The organism is Rhodobacter sp. Har01, assembly GCF_020564565.1.
Classification (GTDB): Bacteria; Pseudomonadota; Alphaproteobacteria; order Rhodobacterales; family Rhodobacteraceae; genus Pseudogemmobacter.
In genome coordinates, this window is record NZ_JAJCTD010000002.1 from 512,447 (window position 1) to 536,014 (window position 23,568).

The 23,568-nt window shown below is 68.9% G+C and carries 25 protein-coding genes; 19 read left to right on the plus strand and 6 right to left on the minus strand.

Annotation, left to right across the window (positions count from 1 at the left end; genetic code table 11):
- The first annotated feature begins 58 nt into the window (after window positions 1-58).
- The 7 genes from LHP98_RS08245 to LHP98_RS08275 all read left to right on the plus strand — a co-directional run bounded on the left by LHP98_RS08245 (window position 59) and on the right by LHP98_RS08275 (window position 6,447).
- Complete coding sequence (locus LHP98_RS08245) at window positions 59-670, plus strand: isocitrate/isopropylmalate family dehydrogenase (RefSeq protein ID WP_227252034.1); 612 nt, start codon at window positions 59-61, stop codon at window positions 668-670.
- On the plus strand, window positions 667-2,025 hold the full coding sequence (locus LHP98_RS08250) for an acyclic terpene utilization AtuA family protein (RefSeq protein WP_227252035.1): 1,359 nt from the start codon (window positions 667-669) through the stop codon (window positions 2,023-2,025). Before LHP98_RS08245 ends, LHP98_RS08250 begins: the two co-directional genes overlap by 4 nt.
- Window positions 2,018-2,320, plus strand: a complete 303-nt coding sequence (locus tag LHP98_RS08255; RefSeq protein WP_227252036.1) for a DUF4387 family protein — start codon at window positions 2,018-2,020, stop codon at window positions 2,318-2,320. The genes LHP98_RS08250 and LHP98_RS08255 overlap by 8 nt, the downstream gene beginning before the upstream one ends.
- A gap of 81 nt (window positions 2,321-2,401) precedes the next feature.
- The gene (locus tag LHP98_RS08260; protein ID WP_227252037.1) at window positions 2,402-3,355 is read left to right on the plus strand and encodes a tripartite tricarboxylate transporter substrate binding protein; all 954 of its coding nucleotides are present in this window, start codon (window positions 2,402-2,404) and stop codon (window positions 3,353-3,355) included.
- 26 nt (window positions 3,356-3,381) lie between these two features.
- On the plus strand, window positions 3,382-3,855 hold the full coding sequence (locus LHP98_RS08265) for a tripartite tricarboxylate transporter TctB family protein (RefSeq protein ID WP_227252038.1): 474 nt from the start codon (window positions 3,382-3,384) through the stop codon (window positions 3,853-3,855).
- A gap of 2 nt (window positions 3,856-3,857) precedes the next feature.
- Entirely contained in the window at window positions 3,858-5,372 is a 1,515-nt protein-coding gene (locus LHP98_RS08270) for a tripartite tricarboxylate transporter permease (RefSeq protein WP_227252039.1), read from the plus strand.
- A gap of 61 nt (window positions 5,373-5,433) precedes the next feature.
- Entirely contained in the window at window positions 5,434-6,447 is a 1,014-nt protein-coding gene (locus LHP98_RS08275) for an AbrB family transcriptional regulator (RefSeq protein ID WP_227252040.1), read from the plus strand.
- Window positions 6,448-6,484: 37 nt separating this feature from the next.
- Here LHP98_RS08275 and LHP98_RS08280 read toward each other — a convergent pair whose 3' ends face one another.
- Complete coding sequence (locus LHP98_RS08280; RefSeq protein ID WP_227252041.1) at window positions 6,485-7,351, minus strand: branched-chain amino acid aminotransferase; 867 nt, start codon at window positions 7,349-7,351, stop codon at window positions 6,485-6,487.
- 143 nt (window positions 7,352-7,494) lie between these two features.
- Here LHP98_RS08280 and LHP98_RS08285 point away from each other — a divergent pair, with 143 nt between their 5' ends.
- The 7 genes from LHP98_RS08285 to LHP98_RS08315 are packed head-to-tail and all read left to right on the plus strand — an operon-like array spanning window position 7,495 to window position 13,617.
- The gene (locus LHP98_RS08285) at window positions 7,495-7,989 is read left to right on the plus strand and encodes a MarR family winged helix-turn-helix transcriptional regulator (RefSeq protein ID WP_227252042.1); all 495 of its coding nucleotides are present in this window, start codon (window positions 7,495-7,497) and stop codon (window positions 7,987-7,989) included.
- A 13-nt stretch (window positions 7,990-8,002) separates the two neighbouring features.
- Window positions 8,003-8,695: a response regulator gene (locus LHP98_RS08290; protein ID WP_227252043.1), complete on the plus strand. Its 693-nt coding sequence runs from the start codon at window positions 8,003-8,005 to the stop codon at window positions 8,693-8,695.
- A gap of 55 nt (window positions 8,696-8,750) precedes the next feature.
- Window positions 8,751-9,656: a histone deacetylase family protein gene (locus LHP98_RS08295; protein WP_227252044.1), complete on the plus strand. Its 906-nt coding sequence runs from the start codon at window positions 8,751-8,753 to the stop codon at window positions 9,654-9,656.
- Window positions 9,653-9,892: an exodeoxyribonuclease VII small subunit gene (locus tag LHP98_RS08300; protein ID WP_227252045.1), complete on the plus strand. Its 240-nt coding sequence runs from the start codon at window positions 9,653-9,655 to the stop codon at window positions 9,890-9,892. Before LHP98_RS08295 ends, LHP98_RS08300 begins: the two co-directional genes overlap by 4 nt.
- Window positions 9,889-10,758, plus strand: coding sequence for a polyprenyl synthetase family protein (locus LHP98_RS08305; protein WP_227252046.1), 870 nt, complete (start codon window positions 9,889-9,891; stop codon window positions 10,756-10,758). The genes LHP98_RS08300 and LHP98_RS08305 overlap by 4 nt, the downstream gene beginning before the upstream one ends.
- Window positions 10,759-10,777: 19 nt before the next feature.
- On the plus strand, window positions 10,778-12,691 hold the full coding sequence (gene dxs, locus LHP98_RS08310; RefSeq protein WP_227252047.1) for a 1-deoxy-D-xylulose-5-phosphate synthase: 1,914 nt from the start codon (window positions 10,778-10,780) through the stop codon (window positions 12,689-12,691).
- Window positions 12,688-13,617, plus strand: coding sequence for a restriction endonuclease (locus LHP98_RS08315; protein ID WP_227252048.1), 930 nt, complete (start codon window positions 12,688-12,690; stop codon window positions 13,615-13,617). The genes dxs and LHP98_RS08315 overlap by 4 nt, the downstream gene beginning before the upstream one ends.
- Before the next feature lie 142 nt (window positions 13,618-13,759).
- Here LHP98_RS08315 and lpxK read toward each other — a convergent pair whose 3' ends face one another.
- The 3 genes from lpxK to LHP98_RS08330 are packed head-to-tail and all read right to left on the minus strand — an operon-like array spanning window position 13,760 to window position 16,187.
- A complete protein-coding gene (gene lpxK / locus LHP98_RS08320; protein ID WP_227252049.1) occupies window positions 13,760-14,752 on the minus strand; it encodes a tetraacyldisaccharide 4'-kinase in 993 nt (330 codons plus the stop codon).
- A complete protein-coding gene (locus tag LHP98_RS08325; RefSeq protein WP_227252050.1) occupies window positions 14,752-15,939 on the minus strand; it encodes a 3-deoxy-D-manno-octulosonic acid transferase in 1,188 nt (395 codons plus the stop codon). Before LHP98_RS08325 ends, lpxK begins: the two co-directional genes overlap by 1 nt.
- Window positions 15,940-15,944: 5 nt before the next feature.
- Window positions 15,945-16,187: a DUF4170 domain-containing protein gene (locus tag LHP98_RS08330; RefSeq protein ID WP_227252051.1), complete on the minus strand. Its 243-nt coding sequence runs from the start codon at window positions 16,185-16,187 to the stop codon at window positions 15,945-15,947.
- Between the two features lie 196 nt (window positions 16,188-16,383).
- On the opposite strand from LHP98_RS08330, the gene LHP98_RS08335 reads away from it, so the two are divergent.
- The 5 genes from LHP98_RS08335 (at window position 16,384) to LHP98_RS08355 (ending at window position 21,593) form a co-directional block, all read left to right on the plus strand.
- The gene (locus tag LHP98_RS08335; protein ID WP_227252052.1) at window positions 16,384-17,439 is read left to right on the plus strand and encodes a PstS family phosphate ABC transporter substrate-binding protein; all 1,056 of its coding nucleotides are present in this window, start codon (window positions 16,384-16,386) and stop codon (window positions 17,437-17,439) included.
- A gap of 74 nt (window positions 17,440-17,513) precedes the next feature.
- Window positions 17,514-18,974 (plus strand): phosphate ABC transporter permease subunit PstC, encoded by a 1,461-nt coding sequence (pstC, locus tag LHP98_RS08340; RefSeq protein WP_227252053.1) that lies wholly within the window; start codon window positions 17,514-17,516, stop codon window positions 18,972-18,974.
- Entirely contained in the window at window positions 18,971-20,323 is a 1,353-nt protein-coding gene (pstA, locus tag LHP98_RS08345) for a phosphate ABC transporter permease PstA (protein WP_227252054.1), read from the plus strand. The genes pstC and pstA overlap by 4 nt, the downstream gene beginning before the upstream one ends.
- A 100-nt stretch (window positions 20,324-20,423) precedes the next feature.
- Complete coding sequence (locus LHP98_RS08350; protein WP_227252055.1) at window positions 20,424-21,305, plus strand: SPFH domain-containing protein; 882 nt, start codon at window positions 20,424-20,426, stop codon at window positions 21,303-21,305.
- Window positions 21,306-21,308: 3 nt separating this feature from the next.
- Complete coding sequence (locus LHP98_RS08355) at window positions 21,309-21,593, plus strand: NfeD family protein (protein ID WP_227252056.1); 285 nt, start codon at window positions 21,309-21,311, stop codon at window positions 21,591-21,593.
- A 70-nt stretch (window positions 21,594-21,663) separates the two neighbouring features.
- Here the strand turns inward: LHP98_RS08355 and LHP98_RS08360 are convergent, their stop codons facing one another.
- Both LHP98_RS08360 and pyrF read right to left on the minus strand, forming a co-directional pair.
- Complete coding sequence (locus LHP98_RS08360) at window positions 21,664-22,833, minus strand: Gfo/Idh/MocA family protein (protein ID WP_227252057.1); 1,170 nt, start codon at window positions 22,831-22,833, stop codon at window positions 21,664-21,666.
- Between the two features lie 28 nt (window positions 22,834-22,861).
- Window positions 22,862-23,557, minus strand: coding sequence for an orotidine-5'-phosphate decarboxylase (gene pyrF, locus LHP98_RS08365; RefSeq protein WP_227252058.1), 696 nt, complete (start codon window positions 23,555-23,557; stop codon window positions 22,862-22,864).
- Between the last annotated feature and the right edge of the window lie 11 nt (window positions 23,558-23,568).

Genomic DNA, 23,568 nt, shown 5'->3' on the forward strand with positions numbered 1-23,568 from the left:
GCTGCGTCGTATGGCCTTTCGCAAGCTCAAAGTGCCATCCTTGTGAGGGAAGGCTTGCATGCGTCTCCTGATCCTGCCCGGTGACGGCATCGGCCCCGAGATCACCCAGGCGACGCTGCAGGTGTTGCACGCCGCCGATGCCGCGATGGGCCTGGGGCCAGAGCTTGAGATGGCCGACATCGGGCTGAAGCTGTCGGACGGGCTGTTCCTGCGCGAAGTGCGCAAGGTGGCGCAAGGCTACCCGGTCGTTCAACTGGACGAGGTGATCGTCGATGCTGCGGCGGCACTGCTGATCCGCCAGCCCGACCGCTTCGACGTGATCGTGACGACGAACATGTTTGGTGACATCCTGTCGGACGAAGCGGCGGAATTGCCTGGCAGCCTTGGCCCGGGCGGCTCGATCAGCCAGGGCGACGGGATTTGCGTGGCGCAGGCGCAGCACGGCTCGGCCCCCGACATTGCGGGGCAGGACCGGGCCAACCCGACCGCGCTGATCCTGTCGGCGGCGATGCTGCTGCGCTGGATGGCGGGGCGGCATGGCGCGCCAAGACTGGCACAGGCGGCGCTGGCCGAACCGGCGGGGCGGACGGCCGATCTGGGCGGACCGCTGGGGACGGCGGCCTTTGCCGGACGGGTGGCAGACGGGCTGCAACAGGAGGGACGGGGATGACACGGGTGCTGGTGCCGACGGGGGCCCTGGGGCTGGGCTATGACCGCGCCGCGCTGGACCGTGGCGTGGCGATGCGGCCAGACATCATTGCCGTGGACGGCGGGTCCACCGACAGCGGGCCGTCCTACCTGGGGTTGGGGGTGTCGAAGTATTCCCGCGCCGCGACCAAGGCGGAATGGCGCGAGCTGATGCAGGCGCGGGCGGCGGCGGGGGTGCCGCTGGTGATCGGCACCGCGGGCACCTGCGGCGCGGATGCGGCGGTGGACTGGCTTCTGGACATCACCCGCGAGATCGCGGCGGAGGACGGGATGCGGGCGCGCGTTGCGACCCTGCGGTCGGGCCAGCCGGCCGGGCGGGTCAAGGCGGCGCTGGCGGCGGGCCGGGTGCGGGCATTGCCGGCCGCGCCCGAGATCTCGGACGGCGTGATCGACGCCTGCACCAACATCGTGGCGCTGGCGGGGGTGGAGCAGGTGGCCGCGGCGCTGGCCACCGGGGCCGACATCGTTATTGCCGGGCGCACCACCGATACCGCGATCATCGCCGCGCTGCCGATCCTGCGGGGCGACCATGCGGGCGCGGCCTGGCACGGCGCCAAGGTGGGCGAATGCGGGGCGCTGGCGACGACGCACCCGAATTCCGGCGTGATCCAGATCGACTTCGACGCCACCGGCTTCACCGTGGAACCGATGCTGCCCGAGGCGGCGGCCACGCCCTACACGGTCTCGGCGCACATGCTGTACGAAAACTCCGATCCCTTCATCCTGTATGAACCCGGCGGGCATCTGGACGTGACGGGTTCGGACTACCGGGCGCTGGACGGGCGGCGGGTGCGGGTGGAGGGCTCTCGCTGGGTGCCCGGGCGCTACACCGTCAAGCTGGAGGGCGCGCGGGTGGTGGGCCACCAGGCGGTGGGCCTGGCGGTGATCCGCGACCGCCGCTATGTGCAGAACGCCAGGGCCTGGGCGGCGGACGTGACGGCGCAGGTCTGCCAGAAGATCCGCGCACGCATGGGTCTTGCAGCCGAGGAATTCGCCGTCGAACTGCGGCTGATCGGGATGGATGCCACGCTGGGCGCGCTGGAGACCCGGCACGAGATGCCGCTCGAGGTCGGGGTGCTGGGCATCGTCACCTGCCCCACGGCGGAACAGGCGGCCGAGGCGGCCAAGATGCTGAACCCCTATCTCCTGCACCATCCGCTGACCGAGGACGAGCCGATGCCGACCTTCGCCTTCCCGTTCTCGCCGGCAGAGATGCAGCGCGGGGCGCTGTACGAATTCTGCCTGAACCACGTGATGGAGCTGGATGACCCGATGGAGGCCTTCGTGCTGGACGTCCACGAGGTCGGCCATGCCTGAGCTGGGACAGTTGGTCAGCAAGGTGCGGTCCAAGAACGCCGGGCCGTTCTGGCTGACCATCGACGTCTTCTGCGACACCCCGGCGGTCTATGACCGGGTCCGCAAGGGTTTGCGCGATGAGGCGGTGGCGCGGCTGTTCGGGGTGGACCGGCAATTGCTGAAACGCTTCGACATCGCATCGTTGAACGTGGTCAAGTTCTCGGTCCCGCGCCCGGTGGTGCAGGGCACCCGCGCCGACCGCGACATGCACGGCGCGGGCTGGGCCTGCCTGCTGGAGGAATTGCAGATCGATTGAGCGGCGGCGTTTCCGTTCGCAAGGCTTGCCCGGCCGCGATGCAGGGGGCAGAGTGCGAAAACCGAAAGGGAGGAAACAACAATGATCAGAACGATTTTCGCGGCCGCTGCGGCGGTCACGCTGGCCGGGCTGTCGGCGGCGCAGGCCGATCCGGCGGTGGTGATGGCGCCGGGCGGTGCGGGCGGCGGCTATGACGCCACCGCGCGCCTGCCGTTCGAGGCGATGGCGGCCGACGGCATCTTCAGCGACGGCGCGACCTTCACCAACAAGGGCGGTGCGGGCGGCACCATCGGCCTAGCCGAATTCGTCGGCGCCAACCAGGGCAACGACAACGCGGTGATGTCGATGGGCGTCATCATGGTCGGCGGCATCCTGTTGAACAACTCGCCCGTCACGCTGGACGACGTGACGCCGCTGGTGCGGCTGACCAACGACACCGGCGTGGTGGCAGTGCCGCCCGAGTCGCCCATCCAGACCGTCGACGACCTGGTGGCCGCGATGAAGGCCGACCTGGGCGCAGTCGCCATCGGCGGCGGCTCGGCCGGGGGGGTGGACCATATCGTGATGGCGCTGGTCGCCAAGGAAAGCGGGCTGGACCCGTCGAAGCTGAACTACATCCCCTATGACAGCGGTGCCGAGACCGTCACCGCGCTGGGCGGCGGCGCCCTGGCCGTGGCCGTCTCGGGCGTGTCCGAGTTCAAGCCGATGGCCGACGCCGGCCGCATCCGCATCATCGCGGTCACCTCGGAAGGCCGGGTGGACGGCATCGACGCCCCCAGCCTGAAAGAGGCCGGGCTGAACGTCGTGGTGGGCAACTGGCGCGGCATCGTCGGCGCGCCGGGCATGTCTGACGAAGGCCGCGCCATGTGGCTGGACCGCTTCTCCAAGATGCACGAGGGGCCGGCCTGGAAGGACACCCTGGCCAAGCAGGGCTGGGAAGACGCCTTCCTTGCGGGTGACGACTTCGTGGCCTTCCTGGGCGAGGAAAAGACCCGCATCGGCGCGATCCTCAAGGACGCAGGGCTGGTCAAGTAAGCCCCGCCGTCCCGGAGGGACATGACATGACGGAACGCCCCTACTGGCTGGCAGCCGGGACCGCGGGCTGGGGAGCGATCGTGCTGTGGAAGGCGCATGAGCTGCCGCAGTTCGACCAGTACGCCCACATCGGACCGGGGCTGATGCCCACGGCGGTGGGGGCGGGGCTGGTGCTTCTGGGCCTGATCCTGGCGCTGCAGATCCGTCGGGGCGTTCCGTTCGAGGAACAGGGCGCCGAGGATGTGAACGACAACCACGTCGTGTCGCACAAGGCGCTGACACTGGCGGCGGCGGCCTGCGCGCTGCCCCTGCTGACGATGAAGCCGCTGGGCTTTGTCGTCACCTGCACCGGCTGCTTCGTGCTGGTCGCCGCCGCCTTCAAGTCGCGCCGCTGGGGGCTGAACCTGGCCTTGGGCGCCGTGGTCTCGCTGGTGACCTGGTGGCTGTTTGGCAAGCTGGGGGTCCAGCTGGGCGGCCTTCTGCCCGCGCTGGGGGTGTGACGATGGACCCGATTGCCGGCCTGATGCAGGGGTTCTCGGTCGCGCTGCAGCCGATGAACCTGGTCTGGGCCTTTGTCGGCACCCTGCTGGGCACCGCCATCGGCGTCTTGCCCGGCATCGGCCCGGCGCTGACCATCGCGCTGTTGCTGCCGGTGACGGTCTATCTTGATCCGACGGCGGCCTTCATCATGTTCGCCGGCATCTTCTACGGCGCCATGTATGGCGGATCGACCACCTCGATCCTGCTGAACACGCCCGGCGAAAGCGGTGCGATGATGACCGCGCTCGAGGGCAACAAGATGGCCCGCCAGGGCCGCGGCGCGGCGGCGCTGTCCACTGCGGCCATCGGGTCCTTCGTCGCCGGCACCATCGGCACGCTGGGGCTGACCTTCCTGGCCCCTCCGATTGCCGAGCTGGCCTTCATCTTCAAGCCGCAGGATTACTTCGCGCTCATGCTGCTGGCCTTCCTGTCGGTCAGCGTGGTGATGGGCACCTCCAAGGTGCGCGGTTTCATCGCGCTGTTCATCGGGCTGTCGCTGGGGCTGGTGGGCATCGACAAGGCCACCGGCCAGCAACGGCTGGTCTTCGGCGTGCCCGACCTTCTGGACGGGGTCGAGATGACCGTCGTCCTGGTGTCCCTTTTCGCCATCGGAGAGACGCTTTACGTCGCCAGCCGCTTCGGATTGCACGTGCCGCAGTTGAACCCGCTTGCCGGCGGCATCTGGATGACGAAGGAAGACTGGAAGCGGTCGTGGAAGCCCTGGCTGCGCGGCACCGCCTTCGGCTTTCCCATCGGCGCGCTGCCGGCGGGCGGGTCCGAGATCCCCACCTTCCTGTCCTATGTCACCGAGCGCAAGCTGACCAAGTACCCCGAGGAATTCGGCCACGGCGCCATCGAGGGGGTGGCCGGCCCCGAGGCGGCCAACAACGCCTCGGCCGCGGGGGTGCTGGTGCCGCTGCTGACGCTGGGCCTGCCGACCTCGGCCACCGCGGCGATCATGCTGGCGGCGTTCCAGAACTACGGCCTGCAACCGGGGCCGATGCTGTTCATCAACTCGGGAGACCTGGTCTGGGGCCTGATCGCCTCGCTCTACATCGGCAACCTGATGCTGTTGATCCTGAACCTGCCGCTGGCGGGGCTTTGGGTGCGGCTCCTGTTCATTCCGCGGCCCTATCTCTACGCCGGCATCCTGATCTTTTCGCTGGTGGGGATCTGGGGGGTGTCGAATTCCTGGGTGGACCTGGCGATGATGTTCGCTGTGGGCTGCCTGGGCTATGTCATGCGGGTCTACGACTTTCCCATCGCGCCGGTGCTGATCGGGCTGATCCTGGGACCGATGGCCGAGGTGCAGCTGCGCCGGGCGCTGGCGATCAGCCAGGGCGACCCGACGGTGCTGGTCTCCACCCCCTTGTCGGCGGTGCTGATGGCAGCGGCGGTGCTGATCGTGGCGGTGCCGGCGGCGCTGCACTGGCACCGCACCCGCAAGATCACCTTCCCCGACGGGGACGAAAGCTGATGCCGGCGCGGTCCGCCCCGCGCGGTCCCGCCGGATGATGCCCGCGCTGCAACGGCAGGGCATGACCCTTGCCCTTGCCGCCGCAGGGGTGGCCGTCTTCGCGGCGCTTGGCCTGCCGCTGCCGTTCCTGTTCGGGCCGATGGCGGCCTGCCTGCTGGCCGCGCTGGCCGGTGCGCCGTTGCGCGGGCTGGGGCAGGTCTCGGTCGCGGCGCGGACGGTGCTGGGGGTGGCCATCGGCGCCGCCGTCACCCCGGCGCTGATCGAGCGGGTGCCGCAGATGCTGGCCTCGGTGGCGCTGGTGCCGGTCTACATCGGGGTGATCGCGCTGGTCGGCGTGCCGTTCTTCCGCCGGGTCTGCGGCTTTGATCCGGTGACCGCCTTCTACGCCGCGATGCCGGGCGGCGCCGCCGACATGACGCTGTTCGGGCAAGAGGCCGGGGCGAACGTGCGGCAGCTGTCGCTGGTCCATGCGACGCGGCTGCTGGTGATCATGGTGGTGGCGCCGGTGGTGCTGGTGCAGCTTTACGGCGTGACGCTGAACCATCCCATCGGGCTGCCCGCGGCCGAGATCTCGGTCGCGCAGATGGCGCTGATGGTGGCGGTGGCGCTGATCGGCTGGAAGGGGGGCGAGCGGCTGGGCCTCTTCGGCGCGGCGATCCTGGGGCCGCTGATCCTGGGCGCGGCGCTGTCGCTGGCGGGGGTGCTGACGCAGCGCCCCCCGCGCGAGGCGCTGCTGGCGGCGCAATTCCTGATCGGGATCGGCATCGGCGTCAGCTACGTGGGCGTGACCTTGCGCGAATTGCGCGACACGGTCGCCGGTGGTGCGGCCTTCGTGCTGATCCTGGCCGCACTGGCGGCGGTGGTGACCGAGATCGTCACCCTCAGCGGTCTGGCCCCCCCGGTCGAGGGTTTCCTGGCCTTCACCCCGGGCGGGCAGGCGGAGATGTCGATGCTGGCGATCATCGCCGGGGCCGACCTGGGCTTCGTGGTGCTGCACCACCTGACGCGGATCCTGATCGTGATCCTGGGCGCGCCGGTGCTGTTTCGGCTGCTGGAGCGGCGACAAGGCCCCTGACGGTCCTGCCGCCGCGCCAGTCGATCCTTGCGCGGCTTCAAGCGCGGACCAGCTTCTCGTATTCGGTGGCGACGCGGCGGGTCAGGTCGCCCACTTCGAAGGTCCAGGTACCGATCTGGCCAACCGGTGTGACCTCGGCCGCAGTGCCGGTCAGCCAGCACTGCTCGAAGCCCTCAAGCTCGGAGGCCTCGATTTGCCGCTCATGCACCTTGATCTGCATGTCGCGCAGCATGCCGATCACGGTCTGCCGGGTGATGCCGTTCAGGATGCAGTCGGGCGCGGGGGTGTGCACCTCGCCGTCCTTGACAAAGAAGATGTTCGCCCCGGTCGCCTCGGCCACGTAGCCGCGATAGTCGAACATCATCGCGTCGCTGCAGCCCTTGGCCATGGCGGCGTGCTTGGACATGGTGCAGATCATGTAAAGGCCGGCGGCCTTGGCCTCGCACGGGATGGTTTCGGGGCTGGGGCGTTTCCATTTGGAAATGTCCAGCTTGGCGCCCTTCATCTTGGCGTCGCCGTAATAGGCGCCCCAGGTCCAGCAGGCGATGGCCAGGCGGACCGGGTTGCCCAAGCTGGCGACGCCCATCTCGTCACCGGCGCCGCGAAAGGCGATGGCGCGGACGTAGGCGTCGGTCAGGCCGTTGGCTTTCAGCACCTCGACCTTGGCGGCGTCGATCTGGGCGGCGGTGTAGGGAATCGGCATGTCCAGCAACTGGCCCGATTTCAGCAGGCGCTCGGAATGTTCGGTCGATTTGAAGATGCGGCCGTTGTAGCAGCGCTCGCCTTCGAAGACGGCGCTGGCATAGTGGAGCGCGTGGGTCAGGACGTGGACCTGCGCGCCGCGCCATTCCACCAGCTTGCCATCCATCCAGATGAACCCGTCGCGATCATCATATGCTGCCATTGCGGCCTCCTGCAGTTTTCGAATCTTGCGCAGGATAGGTCCGCTTCGGACACAATCTTGCGTCAAACCGGCGACTCGGTATCGAATGTGGCTTGGAAAGTCAACAAGGCTGACATAAATTCCGCCGAAAAGGGAGGCTGCCAATGGCCGAGGCACCGGGCGGGGAAGGCCTGCTGTATCTGACGGACGAGCAGTTGCGGAAGGGCATCGAGGCGATGTTCTTTGCCTATCGCGGGTTTACCGCCGACCCGGACCGGATTCTTGAAACCATGGACTATGGCCGGGCGCATCACCGGGCGGTGCATTTCATCCACCGCAGCCCGGGGACGACGGTTTCGAACCTGCTGGCGATCCTGGCGGTGACCAAGCAAAGCCTGAACCGGGTGCTGCGGACGCTGATCGACGAGGGCCATGTGCGGGTCGAGAAGGGCAAGGTGGATGCGCGCGAGCGGCATCTGTACCTGACGGCGCGGGGGTCCGAGCTGGAGCGGGCGCTGTCGGATGCGCAGCGGGCGCGGATGCGGGCGGCCTATCGCGCGGCCGGGCCGCAGGCGGTGCAGGGTTTCCGGCAGGTGCTTGAGGCGATGATGGACCCGGAAATGCGGGTGCAATATAGCCGGCTGAAGGATGGCGCCTGATGGAGGCCGGGGCATGATCGAGGCGCATCTGCTGGTGGTAGACGATGACGAGCGGATCCGGGGGCTGTTGCAGAAGTTCTTGGTCCGCAACGGCTATCTTGTCACGGTTGCGCGCGATGCGGGGCAGGCGCGCAAGCTGCTGGCGGGGCTGGAGTTCGATCTGATCGTGCTGGACGTGATGATGCCGGGCGAGGACGGCATTGCCCTGACGCGCGCGTTGCGCAAGCAGATGCAGACGCCGATCCTGCTGCTGACGGCGAAAGGCGAGGCGGCGAACCGGATCGAGGGGCTGGAAGCAGGCGCCGACGATTATCTGGTCAAACCGTTCGAGCCGAAAGAGTTGCTCTTGCGGGTTGGGGCGATCCTGCGGCGGGTGCCGCAGGCGCGCGCGGCCGAGCCGGCGCCCAGGGTGTTGCATCTGGGTGGGGTGCGGTATGATCTGGATCGGGGCGAGTTGTGGCGGGGTACCGATCTGGTGCGGCTGACTGCGACCGAGGCGGCCTTGATGCGGCTGTTCGCGGCGGCGGCGGGAGAGGCGATCAGCCGAGAGCGGCTGGTGGCGGACCTTGGCCGCGAGGAGGCCGCGCAGGAGCGGGCGGTGGATGTGCAGATCACCCGGCTGCGGCGCAAGATCGAGGACGACCCGAAGGCGCCGCGCTATTTGCAGACGGTGCGCGGCGAAGGCTACATGCTGGCGCCGGACTGAATGGCGGCCCCGGGGCGCTGCCCCGGACCCCGGAGTATTTCGAAAAGGGCAAGCCATGCTGGTGTTCACGTCGGAGGACTGTTCGGGCCATGTGAACCCGCCGGGGCACCCCGAGCGGGTGGAGCGGTTGCGGGCGGTCGAGGCCGGGTTGGCCGGGCTGGCCGTGGAGCGCCGGGAGTGCCCCCTGGGGGAAGAGGCCGAGGTGCTGCGCTGTCATCCGGCGGGCTATCTGGCGGCGGTGAAGGGGGCGGTGCCCGAGGCGGGTTGGGCGCAGCTGGATGGCGACACGTTCCTGTCGCCGGGGTCGTTCCGGGCGGCGATGCGGGCGGTGGGAGGCATCTGCGCGGCGGTGGATGCGGTGGTGGCGGGCGGGGGCGCGGCGTTTGTCGCCGGGCGGCCTCCGGGCCACCATGCGGAGGCCGCGCGGGCGATGGGGTTCTGTCTGTTCGGCACGGTGGCCATCGGTGCGATGCGGGCGTTGGACGCGCATGGGCTGGCGCGGGTGGCGATCGTCGATTTCGACGTGCATCACGGCAACGGCACGCAAGATGTGCTGTGGGACGAGGGGCGGTGCCTGTTCGCCAGCAGCCATCAGATGCCGCTGTATCCGGGCTCGGGCGACCCGTCAGAGGTGGGGGCGCATTGCCAGGTGCTGAACGTGCCGTTGCGCGGCGGCACCGGGGGCGCGGCGATGCGGGCGGCGTATGAGCGGCTGATCCTGCCCGCGGTGGCCGACTGGCGGCCTGACCTGCTGTTGGTGAGTGCGGGGTTCGATGCCCATGCCGCCGACCCTCTGGCCGGGCTGGAGTGGGAGGCGGCGGACTATGCCTGGCTGGCCGCCCGGCTGTGGGAGGTGTCGGGGGGCCGCATGGTCTCGACACTGGAAGGGGGCTATGATCTGGATGCGCTGGCGGCCTCGGTCGGGGCGTATGTGGGCGAACTGGCGAGGCGTGCGGCATGACTGACAAACCTGTGGCGGAGATGAGCTTCGAAGAGGCGATGGCGGCGCTGGAAGGCGTGGTCACCGCGCTGGAGCGGGGCGAAGTGGCGCTGGAGCAGTCGATTGCGCTGTATGAGCGCGGGGCGGCCTTGAAGGCGCATTGCGCGGCCAAGCTGGCCGAGGCCGAGGCGAAGGTGGAACTGATCCGCACCGCCGAGGGCCGCGTCACGGGCACGGTGCCGGCGGAGGGGATGTGAGCTTTTCGGATGTGTTGAAAGCGGATGCGGCCCGGATCGAGGCGCATCTGATGCAGGTGCTGGCGGGCAAGCCCGATCAGCCGGTGGTGGCGGCCATGCGCTATGCCGTGCAGGGCGGAAAGCGGCTGCGCGGGTTCCTGGTGATGGAATCGGCGCGGATGCTGGGGGTGCCCGACACGCGGGCGCTGAATGCCGCGGCGGCGGTGGAATGCCTGCACGCCTATAGTCTGGTGCATGACGACATGCCCTGCATGGACAACGACGACCTGCGCCGCGGCCTGCCCACGGTGCATGTGAAGTGGGACGAGGCAACCGCCGTGCTGGCCGGAGATGCCCTGCAGACGCTGGCCTTCGAATTGCTGGCCGACCCGGCCTGCGGCAGTGCCGAAGTGCGGATCGGGCTGGTCGAGGCCTTGGCCAGGGCTTCGGGCGCCGAAGGCATGGTGCTGGGCCAGGCGCTGGACATTGCCGCCGAAACCGCCGGGCGGCCGCTGACCCTGGACGAGATCACCGCGCTGCAGGCCGGCAAGACCGGCGCGCTGATCCGTTTTTCGGCCGAAGCCGGGGCGATCCTTGCGCAGGCCGACCGCGGGCCGCTGCGGGCCTATGCCACCGCGCTGGGGCTGGCGTTCCAGATCGCCGACGACATCCTGGATGTCACCAGCGATGCCGAAACCGCCGGAAAGCGGGTGCACAAGGACGAGGCCGCGGGCAAGGCCACCTTCGTCTCGCTCCTGGGCCTTGAGGGTGCCCGGTCCAAGGCCGAGGCGCTGGTGGCGCAGGCGGCTGCGGCACTGTCGCCCTATGGAAAGGCCGCGGAAAACCTTATAGCGGCGGCGGCATTCACGATTCACCGCCAGAACTGAGCCAGTGAAGGAGGCCCCCTTGGCCGACCGTCCCGCCACCCCGATCCTTGACCGTGTCGCCACTCCCGCCGACCTGAAGGCGCTGACCGACCGAGAGCTTGCGCTTCTGGCGCAGGAGTTGCGGGCCGAGACGGTTTCGGCCGTGTCGGTGACCGGCGGGCATCTGGGCGCGGGTCTGGGCGTGGTGGAACTGACGGTGGCGCTGCATGCCGTCTTCGACGCGCCGCGCGACAAGCTGGTCTGGGACGTCGGCCACCAGTGCTATCCGCACAAGATCCTGACCGGGCGGCGCGACCGCATCCGCACCCTGCGGACCGAGGGCGGCCTCAGTGGCTTCACCAAGCGGTCGGAAAGCCCCTATGACCCGTTCGGGGCGGGGCATTCGTCGACCTCGATCAGCGCGGCGCTGGGCTTGGCCGTGGCGGCCGACCTAGGCGGCGACCCCGGCGATGCCATTGCCGTGATCGGTGATGGCAGCATGAGCGCGGGCATGGCCTTCGAGGCGATGAACAACGCCGGCCACCTGAAGACGCGGATGTTCGTCATCCTGAACGACAACGAGATGTCGATTGCCCCGCCGGTGGGGGCGCTGTCGTCCTATCTGTCGCGGCTTTACGCCGAGGCCCCGGTGCAGGACCTGCGGCAGGCGGCGAAGGGGTTCGTGTCGCTGCTGCCCTCGCCCTTCCAGGAAGGCGCGCGGCGGGCGAAGGAAATGCTCAAGGGCATGGCGGTGGGCGGCACCCTGTTCGAGGAACTGGGCTTCGACTACATCGGCCCGATCGACGGGCACGACCTTGACCAGCTTCTGCCGGTCCTGCGCACGGTGAAGGCGCGGGCCACCGGGCCGACGCTGATCCATGTGCTGACGAAGAAGGGCAAGGGCTATGCCCCGGCCGAGAATGCCCCCGACCGCGGCCATGCGCGGGGCAAGTTCGACGTGGTGACGGGCGAGCAGAAGAAGGCCATTTCGAACGCCCCCGTCTATACCCGCGTCTTCGCCGAAGCGCTGATCCAGGAGGCCGAGGCCGACGACAAGGTGGTGGCGGTGACGGCGGCGATGCCCGAAGGCACGGGCCTTGACCTGTTCGGCGCCCGCTTCCCGAAGCGGTGCTTCGATGTGGGCATCGCCGAACAGCACGCCGTGACCTTCAGCGCCGGCCTGGCGGCGGGGGGGATGAAGCCCTTCTGCACGATCTACTCCACCTTCCTGCAGCGCGGCTATGACCAGGTGGTGCATGACGTGGCGATCCAGCGCCTGCCCGTCCGGTTCGCCATCGACCGGGCCGGGCTGGTGGGGGCCGATGGCGCCACCCATGCCGGCGCCTTCGACGTGGCCTTCCTGGCCAACCTGCCCGGCATGGTGGTGATGGCCGCAGCGGATGAGGCCGACCTGAAACACATGGTCGCTACCGCGGTCGCGCACGACAGCGGCCCCATCGCCTTCCGCTATCCCCGCGGCGAGGGGATGGGCGTCGAGATGCCTGAACGGGGCGTTCCGCTGGAGATCGGCCGCGGCCGGGTGATGCGGGAAGGCTCGCGCGTGGCGATCCTGTCCTTCGGCACGCGGCTGGCCGAGGTGCTCAAGGCCGCCGAATCGCTGGCGGCCCGTGGGCTGGCCCCCACCGTGGCCGATGCCCGCTTTGCCAAGCCGCTGGACCACGACCTGATCCGCCAGCTCGTCCGCCACCACCAGGCGCTGATCTGCGTCGAAGAAGGCGCCGTAGGCGGCTTCGGCAGCCACGTCGCCCAGTTCCTGGCCGAGGAAGGCGTCTTCGACGGCGGCTTGCGGTTCCGCAGCATGGTGCTGCCCGACAGCTTCATCGACCAGGCCAGCCCCGAAGCGATGTACCGCGTCGCCGGGATGGACGCCGCGCAGATCGAGGCGAAGGTGGTCGAGGTGATGGGCCGCGCGGCGATCGGGATGACGGCGTGACCATCCCGTCGATGGGGGAGTTCCTGCTGCCCTGCCTGCGGCTTCTGGCGGGCGAGGCGCGGAATGCCCGTGCCTGCCTGCCCTCGCTGCAACGCGAGTTCGGCCTGACCGGCGAAGAGATGGCCGAGATGCTGAAAAGCGGCACCCGGACGCGTGTCTTCGACCGGGCGGACTGGGCGATCTTCCACCTGCTCAAGGCAGGGCTGGTGGACCGTCCGGCGCGCGGCGTGATGGTCGCCTCCGACGAAGGCCGGGCCTGGCTTGCGGCGCGCAAGCCGCTGGACTGGAGGATCATCCGGTCGCTTCCGTCGCATCAGGCGGCGATGGCGAAGGCGGCCCAGAAGTCCGGGGAGAGCGAGCCTTCGCCCCGCCCCGCCCCCGCCGATCTGCCGGGCGAGACCCCGGAAGACGTGATCGACCGCGCCCACCGCGAGATCGAGTCAGCCTTGGCAGACGGTATCCTCCAGCGGCTCTATGCCATCAACCCGGTGCGCTTCGAGCGGCTGATCCTGGAGCTTCTGGCGAAGATGGGCTACGGCGCGGGCAACTTCGGCAGCCACCACATGACGCGCGCCTCGGGCGATGGCGGCATCGACGGGATCATTCACGAAGACGCGCTGGGGCTGGACGCGGTCTATATCCAGGCCAAGCGCTACGCCCCCGAGATCAAGGTCGGGCGGCCCGCGATCCAGCAGTTCATCGGCAGCCTCACCGGCGAGGGCGCGACCAAGGGCGTGTTCGTCACCACCTCGACCTTCAGCGCCGACGCGCGGGCCTATCTGGGCAAGGTGCAGCACCGGGTGGTTCTGATCGACGGTGCGCACCTGGCCCGGCTGATGATCCGCCATGGCGTCGGCGTGCGAGACCGGCTGACCTATGTCATCCGCAGCGTGGACGAGGATTACTTCGCCGATCCCGAAGGCTGACCGGCGCGCCCGGCATCGGCGTCGCTGCCTCCGGCGGGAGTATTTTGAAAAGGGCAAATGCAAGAGATCCGGTCTGCCTGCATTTGCCCTTTGCCAAATGCTCCGGGGGTCCGGGGGCTGGCCCCCGGTCCGGCGGCCGGGGTTAGAGGCCCAGGCCGGCCAGCAAAGCGTCGAGGGCTGACCAGTCGTCCAGCTCCAGCCGCACCACCAGGGTCAGGACCTTGGGGCGAAAGGCGGCAGGCAGGCGGGCGGCGTCCTTTTCGGTGGTGACAAGCTGGGCGTTCAGGGTTGCGGCGTCGGCTTCCAGGCGCGTCAGCAGGGTGGGCGAAAGCGGCTGGTGGTCGTCCAGCGGCTCGGCCCGGACGACGTTGGCGCCCAGGCTGCGCAGGGTGGCGAAGAACTTTTCCGGCTGGCCGATGCCGGCGAAGGCCAGCACGCGCGCGCCCTGCCAGTCCATGCCCATCTGCAGGGGTTCCAGCCGGCCGGTCAGGTGCGGCAGCGGGCCAAGGGCGGCGCCCCAGGTGGCGCGGAAGGCGGCTTGCGCAGCGGCATCGCCGATCGACAGCACCGCCGAGGCGCGGGCGAGGCCGGTCGCGACGGGTTCGCGCAGCGGGCCGGCGGGCAGGCAGAGGCCGTTGCCAAACCCCTGTCCGGCATCGACCACCACCAGTGACAGGTCCTTCACCACCGACGGGTTCTGAAAGCCGTCATCGAGCAGAATCACCCGCGCCCCCGCCGCTTCGGCCGCGCGCACGCCGGCGGCGCGGTCGCGGGCCACCCAGACCGGGGCGAAGGCCGCCAGCAGCAAGGGTTCGTCGCCCACCTGTGCCGCAGCATGGCGCTGGTCGTCGACGCGCTCGGGGCCTTGCAGGCTGCCGCCGTAGCCGCGGCTGACGATGTGGACGGATTGGCCGCGGGCCAGGAGGCGCATCGTCAGGGCCATGGTGGTGGGGGTCTTGCCGGTGCCGCCGGCGTTGAGGTTGCCGATGCAGATCACTGGCACACGGGCGCGGTAAGCGGGCGCTTTCAGGCGGCGGGCGGTGGCGGCGGCGTAGACCCGGCCCAGCGGCGCCAGCAGCCGCGCCAGCAGTGCCGGCTGGTCGGGCGGCGTGGCCCAGAACCCGGGCGCGCGCATCAACCGGCCCCGTCCAAGACCTGGCGAACGCGGGCCAGCACGGTGTCGGTCACCTCCGCCCCTTCCGAGGCCACGAGCCAGGCCGCCTGTGCCAGCCGGGCTGCACGGTCGGGCGAGAGAAGGTCGCCCAAGGCTTCGGCCAGATCGCCCGCCGACGCCACCGCGCGGGCGGCTCGCGCGGCGCCCAGACGGCCCAGCACGCCGCCATGCGGGCCTGGCCGCGGGCCATGCAGGATGGCCGAGCCCATCGCCGCGGGTTCCAGCGGGTTGCGGAGTGCGCCGCCAGCCGACAGGCTGCCGCCCAGGAAGGTGATCGGGGCCAGCCGATACCACAGGCCCAATTCCGAGGGGTGATCGACGACGTAGATCTCGGTCTCTGCCTCTGGCTCCTGCTCGGCCGTGCGCAGGGCGACCGACCAGCCCTCGGCTTCCAGCCGCCGGGCCAGCGGTTCGGCCTGCTCGGGCCGTTCCGGCATCACGATCAGCAGCAGCCGGTGGGCCAGGCCCATCGCCGAGCGATGCGCCGCGACGATGGTCTCGACCTCGGCCTCGGGCAGCGGCGCGGCCAGCCAGCGCGGGCGCGAGGCCAGCATCTGCGCCAGCGCCTGGCGTTCGGCTTCTAGGCAGGGCAGGACCGCCGAGCGTTCCTCCATCCGGCCGGCGACCGAGACGGCCGAGGGCAGCGCGCCGGCCTTGCGAAAGCGCTGGGCGGCGGCGGTGTCGACGGTGATGATCTGGGTGAACAGGCCCAGCGTGCTGCGCAGAAGGCCCGGATACCAGCCGTCGCGGTCGCGCAGCAGATGCGGCGCGCGGGCGTCGGCCATCAGCAGCGGCAGGCCGCGTTCGGCCGCGGTATGCAGCAGCACCGGGCGCAGCTCGCCATCCGAAATCAGCGCGATCTCGGGGCGCCAATGGTCAAGGAAGGCCAGCGCCTCGGTTGGGGTCTCGGAGGGTGCGGGTTGCAGAATCACCCCGGGGTCGGCCTTGGCCTCGGCAGCGCCGGTCAGCAGAACGGCGATGCCGTCCTCTTCGACCAGGCGGCGGGCCAGTTCCTGCAGTCCGGCCGGCGGGCCACCGGCGTGCAGCCAGGCCAGGCGACCTTCGGGTCGGGGCGGCCGGGCAGTCTCGGGGCCGGTCTCGCGGCGTTGCGACAGCGTGTAGAGCCGCAGCCCGATCGACCCCGGCATCTGCGTCAGCCAAGCTCTTCGGTGGAGGAAGCGGCCTGTTCCTCATCCCGCAGGCGGTGGATGTGGGCGATGAAATAGCGCATGTGGGCATTGTCCACGGTGCGCTGCGCCTCGGCCTTCCAGGCGGAATGGGCGCTGGCATAGTCGGGGAACATCCCGACGACGTGAATTTGCGACACGTCCTTGAACATGGTCTTGTCGGGGCTGACGAGTTCGCCGCCGAAGACGAGGTGCAGGCGTTGGGTCATGCTGAGCTTCCGGTCCTGTTGTGGCGCGCACCCTAGCGGCAAGGCCGGGCGGGGGAAAGGTGTCGCCGGCGGTACCGCCTGTCGGCGATCTGTCATCCAGCTTTTACAAAAGCGCAATACAGACGTCATCGAACGGGCCTAGCCCGCTGTGCGAGGCCCGTCCTGCGGCCCGCATTGACCCTGAGGAGCAATTCCCATGACCCCCATCAAGCTCACCGTCTCGGCGTTGGCTGTTCTGGCCGCGTCGACGTCGCTGGCCGCCGCGCGCGACCAGATCCAGATCACCGGCTCGTCCACCGTGCTGCCCTATTCCACCATCGTCGCCGAAGCCTTCGGCGAGAACTTCGACTTCCCGACCCCGGTCGTGGAAGGCGGCGGTTCGGGTGCGGGCCGCAAGAAGCTGTGCGAAGGCGTGGGCGAGAACACCGTCGACATCGCCAACTCGTCCAGCCGCATCAGCCAGTCGGACATCGACCTGTGCAAGGCCAACGGCATCGAAGAGATCATGGAAGTCCGCATCGGCTATGACGGCATCGTCTTCGCCAGCGATGTGAACGGACCCGACTTCGCGCTGACCCCGTCCGATGTCTACCTTGCTCTGGCGGCCAAGGTCGCCAAGGATGGCGCGATCGTCGACAACGCGGTTGCGACCTGGGCCGAAGTGAACGCCGCCCTGCCGGCGCAGGACATCCTGACGCTGGTCCCGGGCACCAAGCACGGCACCCGCGAAGTCTTCGACATCAAGGTGATCGAGGCGGGCTGCAAGGATACCGGCGCCTACGACCTGTTCCTGGCCGCCGCCGCGGGCGCGGACGAGAAGGAAAAGAAGGGCAACGCTTCCAAGGCCTGCCTTGAGCTGCGCACCGACGGCAAGTCGATCGACATCGACGGCGACTACACCGAGACGCTGGCGCGCCTGGAAACCGACAAGAAAGCCGTCGGCGTGTTCGGCCTGTCGTTCTACCAGAACAACACCGACAAGCTGAAGGTCGCCACCATGAGCGGCGTCGTTCCCTCGACCGAGTCCATCGCCTCGGGCGATTACCCGGTGTCGCGTCCGCTGTACTTCTACGTCAAGAAGGCCCACATCGGCGTGATCCCCGGCCTGAAGGAATACATCGAGTTCTTCGTGTCGGACGACATTGCCGGCCCGGACGGCCCGCTGGCCGCCTATGGCCTGGTGTCCGACCCGGAACTGAAGGCGACCCAGGAAGCCGTGGCCGCGGAAACCCCGATGGGCCCGCTGGAATGATCTGACCTTTGCGGGGCGGCGCCATCGGGTGCCGCCCCGACGTCTTTTTCCACCCTTTCCGAACGGAAGCGCCCATGTCCGTCCTGCTGCTGTTTGCCGTCGTCGTGGTGCTTGGCATCGCAGGCTATGTCCTGGCCAGGCGGAGGGTGATGGTCGCGGCCGGCGGTGACCCGCGCGGGCTGCATTCGCTGCCCGCGCACTACGGCTGGAACGGCGCGCTGAGCACGGTCTTGCCGGCGCTGGCGGTGCTGATCGTCTGGCTGATCGCACAGCCCATCGTCATCGAGAGCCGGATCAGCGCCACCTTGCCCGAGGCGATGGTGGCCGACGGCTCCAGCCGCGAACTGATGCTGGCCGACGTGCGCCGCGTGGCCGCCGGGCTGGATACCGCCGTGGCGGAAGGCGCCATGACGGAACAGGAAGCGGGCATGATCCGCACCGAATTCACCGATGTCCGCGACCGCCTGGCCGCTGTCGGCGTGGCGCTTGGCTCGAACGTCACCAAAGAGGTTCTCGCGGCCGCCCAGAGTTACCGCGAGATGGCGTCCTGGGGCGCGCTCGGGCGCACGCTGCTGGTGCTGGCGGCGGCGGTCGGCGGGCTGTTCTGGGCGGTCGGGCGGAGTTCGGGAAAGTTCCGCGCCCGCAATGCGGTCGAGCGGGTGATCATGGGCCTGCTGATCCTGGCCTCTTCGATCGCCATCCTGACCACCATTGGCATCGTCTATTCGATGGTGTCCGAGACCTGGGATTTCTTCACCAAATACCCGGCCAAGGACTTCTTCTTCAGCCTGACCTGGTCGCCGAACTTTCGCGGCGGGTCGGATCTGGGGATCGCGCCGCTGGTCTGGGGCACGATGTACATCACGCTGGTGTCGATGATCGTCTCGGTGCCGATCGGGCTTTTCGCCGCGATCTACCTTTCGGAATATGCCACCCCGCGGGTGCGCGCCTGGGTCAAGCCGATGATCGAGGTGATCGCCGGCATCCCGACCGTGGTCTTCGGCCTGTTCGCGCTGGTCACGGTGGGGCCGTTCCTGCGCGACTATTTCGCCCAGCCGCTGGGCCTTGGCAACTCGGGGTCTTCGGTGATGACCGCCGGCCTGGTGATCGGCATCCTGAACATCCCGTTCATCTCGTCCTTGTCGGATGACATCATCAACGCCGTGCCCCAGTCCATCCGGGACGGCAGCCTGGGCCTGGGCGCCACCCGGTCCGAGACGGTGAAGCAGGTGATCCTGCCCGCCGCCCTGCCGGGTATCGTGGGTGCCATCCTGCTGTCGGCCAGCCGCGCCATCGGCGAGACCATGGTGGTGGTGATGGGCGCCGGCGCTGCGGCGAAGCTGAGCCTGAACCCGTTCGAGGCGATGACGACGATGACGGTGAAGATCGTCGGCCAGTTGACCGGCGACACCGATTTCGCCGCGCCCGAGACGCTTGTCGCCTTTGCACTGGGCATGACGCTATTCATCATCACGCTGGCGCTGAACATCTTCGCGCTGTGGATCGTGCGCAAGTATCGGGAGCAATACGAATGACCGACATCTCTGCCGCCCCCGACAGCCACCACCGGCCGCGCCAGTCGCTGCTGTCCGAATCGCCGCTGACTCGCCGTCGCAATGCCGTAGAGGCGCGCTTCCGTGCCTATGGCGTGATCGCGATCTCGGTCTCGCTGCTGATGCTGGGCATCATGCTGTTCACCATCCTGCGTGACGGCGTGTCGTCGTTCAGCCAGGCGCGGCTGAGCTTCCCGGTCGAACTGAGCGAATCCGTGCTGGACCCCAAGGGCAATCGCAGCCGCGACGAGATGACCAAGGTCACGACCGTGGGCTATGGCAAGGTGATCGCCGCCGGCCTGAAGGCGGAACTGGAACGCCTGGGCATCGACACCGGCGATCTGTCCGAAAAGGATGTGACCGCGCTGATCTCGAAGGATGCGGCGGGCGAGTTGCGGGCGAAGGTCCTGGCCGATCCTCAGTTGGTGGGCACCACGATCCCGGCCGATGTGCTGGCAGCGGGCCGGATCGACGGCTTCCTGAAGGGCCGGGTGACGATGGAGACGGCCAAGCGCGACAGCAACGTCTCGCCCGAGCAGCTGATGCTGGCCGAGAGACTGCAAGAGGCAGGCATTCTCAGTTCCGGCTTCAACTGGGATTTCCTGACCAATCCGGACGCCTCGGACCAGCGCCCCGAGGCCGCTGGCCTGGGCGTCGCGATCCTTGGCTCGGTCTACATGATGCTTCTGGTGCTGGTGATGTGCGTGCCGGTGGGCATTGCCGCCTCGATCTACCTCGAGGAGTTCGCGCCCAAGAACACCTGGACCGATGCGGTCGAGGTGAACATCTCGAACCTGGCCGCGGTGCCGTCGATCGTGTTCGGCATCCTGGGTCTGGCGCTGTTCATCAATTTCTTCGGCTTTCCGCAATCGTCGTCGCTGGTCGGCGCGCTGGTGTTGTCCTTGATGACGCTGCCGACGATCATCATTGCCACCCGCGCCTCGATCCGGGCGGTGCCGCCGTCGATCCGCGATGCGGCGCTGGGGATCGGGGCGTCGAAGATGCAGACGGTGTTCCACCACGTGCTGCCTCTGGCCATGCCCGGCATCCTGACCGGCACCATCCTTGGTCTGGCCTCGGCACTGGGGGAAACGGCGCCGCTCTTGCTGATCGGCATGGTGGCGTTTGTCGACAACTACCCGGCGGCGCCGGCCGAAGGCTTCCTTGACCCCGCAACCGCGCTGCCGGTGCAGGTCTATTCCTGGGCCAGCCGCGCCGACCCGGCCTTCATCGAGCGGTCGAACGGGGCGATCATCGTGCTGCTGGCCTTTCTTCTGGTGATGAACGTGGCAGCCATCCTGTTGCGTCGCCGGTTCGAGCGCCGCTGGTAGCGGCGGCGGAATGCCGGCCCTTGCGACCGGCGTTCCGAATCGCCAGATTGACCGACATGCGGGCGGGGGCGCCTGAAAGCGATTTGTCGGGAGAGGTTTCGTGGACGGACAGGATTTCATCGGCTGGAACGCGGTCTATCTGGCGATCGCGGCCTTCATCATTCTCTGCATCTTCCTTGGCGTGCGGATCGTGCCGCAAAGCGACAAGCATGTGGTCGAACGCTTCGGCCGGCTCAAGGCCGTGCTGGGGCCGGGGATCAACTTCGTGGTGCCCTTCCTGGACCGGATCGCGCACAAGGTCTCGGTGCTGGAACGCCAGCTGCCGAACGCCAGCCAGGACGCGATCACCGCCGACAACGTGCTGGTCAAGGTGGAGACCTCGGTGTTCTACCGGGTGACCGAGCCGGAAAAGACCGTCTACCGCATCCGCGACATCGACGGCGCCATCGCCACCACGGTGGCCGGCATCGTGCGCAGCGAGATCGGCAAGCTGGAGCTGGACCAGGTGCAGTCGAACCGCGCGCAGCTGATCGAACGGGTGCGCGAGCAGGTCGCCATGATGGTCGACGACTGGGGGGTCGAAGTGACCCGGGCGGAAATCCTGGACGTCAATCTGGACGAGGCGACGCGGGCGGCGATGCTGCAGCAACTGAACGCAGAGCGCGCCCGGCGGGCCCAGGTGATGGAGGCCGAGGGCAAGAAGCGCGCGGTCGAGTTGCAGGCGGATGCCGAATTGTATGCCGCCGAACAGCAGGCCAAGGCCAAGCGGATCACCGCAGATGCCGAGGCCTATGCGACTGGTGTGATTGCCGAGACGATCAAGGAAAGCGGGCTTGAAGCGGCGCAGTATCAGGTGGCGCTCAAGCAGGTCGAAGCCTTGCAGGCGGTGGCCGTGGGCCAGGGCAAGCAGACCATCCTGATCCCCACTGCCGCGCTGGATGTCTTTGGCGATGCCTTCAAGCTTCTGAAAGGGAAGGGCTGAACGATGCCGGAACAGATCTGGACGGTATGGTGGGCCTGGATCGTGCTGGGCTTCGGCCTGGGCGTGCTTGAGGTGCTGGCGCCAGGGTTCATCTTCCTGGGCTTTGCCGTGGGCGCGGTGCTGACCGGGGTGCTGGTGGGCTTCGGCATCGTTGGGCCGGGACTGCCGCTGCTGCTGCTGGTGTTCGCCGTGTTGTCGCTGGTCGCCTGGGCGGTGACGCGCAAGCTGGTGGGCACGCGGCAGGGTCAGGTCAAGCTTTGGGATCGCGACATCAACGACAATCCATGAGGGAAGCGATTTCCGAAGTCGGAAATCGCGGACGGAATTCGACTTCGAATTCCGGTTCCCGGCCGGACCGTCAGAGTGCGAGTTTCACCCAGGTTCCATTGCGCGCCGAGGACCGCACGCAGGCGTCGACGAAAGCCAGCCCTTCAACTCCCTCCTTCAGCCCGGGGAACGCGACCTCGGGGTCCACCGGCCGGCCCTCGCGCCGGGCCAGGATGGCGTGGGCGGCTTCGGTGTAGATGTTGGCGAAGCCTTCCAGATAGCCTTCCGGGTGGCCCGCCGGCACGCGGATCGTCCGCGCCGCCTCCGGCCCCATGCCGATGCCGCCACGGGTCAGCCGCTGGCGCGGGGCGTCCAGCGGCAGGTGCCACAGCACGTTGGGGTCTTCCTGCGCCCAGTCCAGGCCTCCCCGCGTGCCGAATACCCGCAGCCGCAGGCCGTTCTCCATTCCGGCGGCAACCTGGCTGCACCAGAGCATGCCCTTTGCCCCGCCTTCGAACCGCAACAGGACGTGGGCATTGTCGTCCACCCGGCGGCCGGGCACGAAGCTGTGCACATCGGCGGCCAGTTCAGCGACCCGCAGGCCCGAGACGAAGCCCGCCAGGTTGAAGGCATGGGTGCCGATGTCGCCGGTGCTGCCGCCGGCCCCGGTGCGGGCCGGGTCGGTGCGCCAGTCGGCCTGCTTGTGGCCCGTCGTCTCAAGGTCCGTCGACAGCCAGCCCTGCGCATATTCCACCTGCACCAGCCGCAATTCGCCCAGCACCCCGGCCTGGACCATGGCCCGGGCCTGCCGGATCAGCGGATAGCCGGTGTAGTTGTGGGTCAGCGCGAAGATCACTCCGCTGGCTTCGGCGGCCTTGGCCAGGCGTTTCGCCTCGGGCAGCGTGGCGGTCAGCGGCTTGTCGCAGATCACGTGGATGCCGCGGCGCAGGAACTGCATCGCCACCGGCGCGTGCAGGTGGTTGGGGGTGACGATGGCCACCGCCTCGATGCCGTCTTCCCGCCGCGCCTCACGCGAGGCCATCTCGGCGAAGCTGGCATAGGCCCGCGGCACGCCGATGTCGGCAGCCGAGGCGAGGGCCTTTTCGGGGCTGGCCGAGAAGCAGCCGGCCACCAGGTCATACCGGTCGTCCAGCCGCGCGGCGATGCGGTGGACTGCGCCGATGAAGGCATCGCGCCCGCCGCCGACCATGCCCAAACGGATGCGCGGGCTGCGGGCCTTGAGGGTTCCGTCGATGGTCATGCAGGCCCCTTTTCGGTTTCGGGGCAGGCTAGGGCCGTGGCGGCAGGCTTGCAATGATGGTGCGGGCCGCCGCCGCCGGGTCTTCGGCCTGCCAGACCGGGCGGCCGACGACGATGTGATCGGCGCCGTCGGCGATGGCCCGCGCGGGGGTGGCGATGCGCTTCTGGTCGCCGGTGGCGGCGCCGGCGGGGCGGACGCCGGGGGTGACGATGAGGCGGCCCTTGGCTTCGGGCAGCGCGCGGATCATCGCGGCCTCTTGCGGGCTGGCGATCACGCCATCGGCGCCAGCCTCAAGCGCGCGGCGGGCACGTTCCAGCGTGATCTCATGGATGTCGCCGGGGCGGATCAGGTTGGCATCCAGATCGGCGCGGTCCAGCGAGGTGAGGATGGTGACGGCCAGGATCTTCAGTCCGCTGCCGCCCTTGCCGGTGGCCGCCGCCCGCACCACCTGCGGGTCGCCGTGGACGGTCAGGAAGTCCAGGTCGTAGCGGGCGATGCCGCGCACCGCCGCCTCGATCGTGGCGCCGATGTCGAACAGCTTGAGGTCCAGGAAGATGCGCTTGCCGCGTTCGGCCTTCAGCTCGTTGGCCAGGGCAAGGCCGCCGCCGGTCAGCATGCCGAGGCCGATCTTGTAGAACGACACCGAGTCCCCCAGCCGGTCGGCCAGGGCAAGGCCGTCCAGCAGGTTCGGCACATCCAGCGCGACGATCAGGCGGTCATCCATCGGGGCCTCTC

Bases quoted from the DNA above. Each gene is read 5' to 3' on its own strand.
- LHP98_RS08245 (WP_227252034.1), top strand. From the start codon at position 59: ATGCGTCTCCTGATCCTGCCCGGTGACGGCATCGGCCCCGAGATCACC.
- LHP98_RS08250 (WP_227252035.1), top strand. From the start codon at position 667: ATGACACGGGTGCTGGTGCCGACGGGGGCCCTGGGGCTGGGCTATGAC.
- LHP98_RS08255 (WP_227252036.1), top strand. From the start codon at position 2,018: ATGCCTGAGCTGGGACAGTTGGTCAGCAAGGTGCGGTCCAAGAACGCC.
- LHP98_RS08260 (WP_227252037.1), top strand. From the start codon at position 2,402: ATGATCAGAACGATTTTCGCGGCCGCTGCGGCGGTCACGCTGGCCGGG.
- LHP98_RS08265 (WP_227252038.1), top strand. From the start codon at position 3,382: ATGACGGAACGCCCCTACTGGCTGGCAGCCGGGACCGCGGGCTGGGGA.
- LHP98_RS08270 (WP_227252039.1), top strand. From the start codon at position 3,858: ATGGACCCGATTGCCGGCCTGATGCAGGGGTTCTCGGTCGCGCTGCAG.
- LHP98_RS08275 (WP_227252040.1), top strand. From the start codon at position 5,434: ATGACCCTTGCCCTTGCCGCCGCAGGGGTGGCCGTCTTCGCGGCGCTT.
- LHP98_RS08280 (WP_227252041.1), bottom strand. From the start codon at position 7,351: ATGGCAGCATATGATGATCGCGACGGGTTCATCTGGATGGATGGCAAG.
- LHP98_RS08285 (WP_227252042.1), top strand. From the start codon at position 7,495: ATGGCCGAGGCACCGGGCGGGGAAGGCCTGCTGTATCTGACGGACGAG.
- LHP98_RS08290 (WP_227252043.1), top strand. From the start codon at position 8,003: ATGATCGAGGCGCATCTGCTGGTGGTAGACGATGACGAGCGGATCCGG.
- LHP98_RS08295 (WP_227252044.1), top strand. From the start codon at position 8,751: ATGCTGGTGTTCACGTCGGAGGACTGTTCGGGCCATGTGAACCCGCCG.
- LHP98_RS08300 (WP_227252045.1), top strand. From the start codon at position 9,653: ATGACTGACAAACCTGTGGCGGAGATGAGCTTCGAAGAGGCGATGGCG.
- lpxK (WP_227252049.1), bottom strand. From the start codon at position 14,752: ATGCGCGCGCCCGGGTTCTGGGCCACGCCGCCCGACCAGCCGGCACTG.
- LHP98_RS08325 (WP_227252050.1), bottom strand. From the start codon at position 15,939: ATGCCGGGGTCGATCGGGCTGCGGCTCTACACGCTGTCGCAACGCCGC.
- LHP98_RS08330 (WP_227252051.1), bottom strand. From the start codon at position 16,187: ATGACCCAACGCCTGCACCTCGTCTTCGGCGGCGAACTCGTCAGCCCC.
- LHP98_RS08335 (WP_227252052.1), top strand. From the start codon at position 16,384: ATGACCCCCATCAAGCTCACCGTCTCGGCGTTGGCTGTTCTGGCCGCG.
- pstC (WP_227252053.1), top strand. From the start codon at position 17,514: ATGTCCGTCCTGCTGCTGTTTGCCGTCGTCGTGGTGCTTGGCATCGCA.
- pstA (WP_227252054.1), top strand. From the start codon at position 18,971: ATGACCGACATCTCTGCCGCCCCCGACAGCCACCACCGGCCGCGCCAG.
- LHP98_RS08355 (WP_227252056.1), top strand. From the start codon at position 21,309: ATGCCGGAACAGATCTGGACGGTATGGTGGGCCTGGATCGTGCTGGGC.
- LHP98_RS08360 (WP_227252057.1), bottom strand. From the start codon at position 22,833: ATGACCATCGACGGAACCCTCAAGGCCCGCAGCCCGCGCATCCGTTTG.
- pyrF (WP_227252058.1), bottom strand. From the start codon at position 23,557: ATGGATGACCGCCTGATCGTCGCGCTGGATGTGCCGAACCTGCTGGAC.